The following is an 862-nucleotide window of genomic DNA, read 5'->3' as shown; positions in this document are numbered from 1 at the left end:
CGCCGCCGCGGCCACGCTGACCGAGGTGACCAACTTCGGCGCCAACCCCGGCAACCTGCGCATGCATCTGTACGTACCGGACAACAGACCCACCAACCCGGCCATCGTGCTGGCCATGCACCCCTGTGGCGGCTCAGGACCCGGCTTCTACTCCTCCAGCGAGTTCGCCTCACTGGCCGACCGATACGGCTTCATCGTGATCTACCCCTCGGCGTCGAAGAAAAGCAACTGCTTCGACAACTGGTCCGAAGCCTCCAAAGCACGCAACGGCCAAACCGACCCGGTCTCACTGATGTCCATGATCACCTACGTCCAGCAACAACGCGGCGGCGACCCCAACCGCGTCTACGCCACCGGCAGTTCCTCCGGCGCCATGATGACCAACGCCATGCTCGCCCTCTACCCCGAAGTCTTCAAAGCCGGCGCCGCCTTCATGGGCGTCCCCTTCACCTGCTTCCCCAACGAAGCCGCCTACTCCCCCGGCGGCAACCCCGCCCCCTGCGTCAACATCACCGCACAACAATGGGGCGACCGCGCACGCAACGCCAACCCCACCTACCGCGGACCCTGGCCACGCATGCAACTGTGGCACGGCACCAACGACAACGTGGTCGCCTACTCCGAACTGGAGGAGGAGATCAAACAATGGACCAACCTCCACGGCCTCAGCCAGACCCCCACCAGCACCACCACCCCACGAACCAACTGGAACCTCCGCCGCTACGCCGACACCACCGGCTCAGTGAAGGTCGAGGCCTACAGCATCCAAGGCGCCGGCCACAACCTGCCCAGCAGCGGCATGGCCGCCGTCGCCATCGAATTCTTCGGCCTCACCGGCACTAACCCCACCCCCACCCCCACC

Annotated in this window: 1 protein-coding gene; it reads left to right on the top strand. The window is 65.4% G+C overall.

Annotation, left to right across the window (positions count from 1 at the left end):
• On the top strand, positions 1-862 hold an 862-nt coding region (locus ACFO60_RS40785; RefSeq protein WP_380852907.1), incomplete at both ends, for an extracellular catalytic domain type 1 short-chain-length polyhydroxyalkanoate depolymerase.

The organism is Sphaerisporangium dianthi (genome assembly GCF_042654065.1).
Classification (GTDB): Bacteria; Actinomycetota; Actinomycetes; order Streptosporangiales; family Streptosporangiaceae; genus Sphaerisporangium; species Sphaerisporangium dianthi.
The sequence above is the reverse complement of the archived record's forward strand: the minus strand, read 5'-3'. Positions and strand labels throughout refer to the sequence as shown.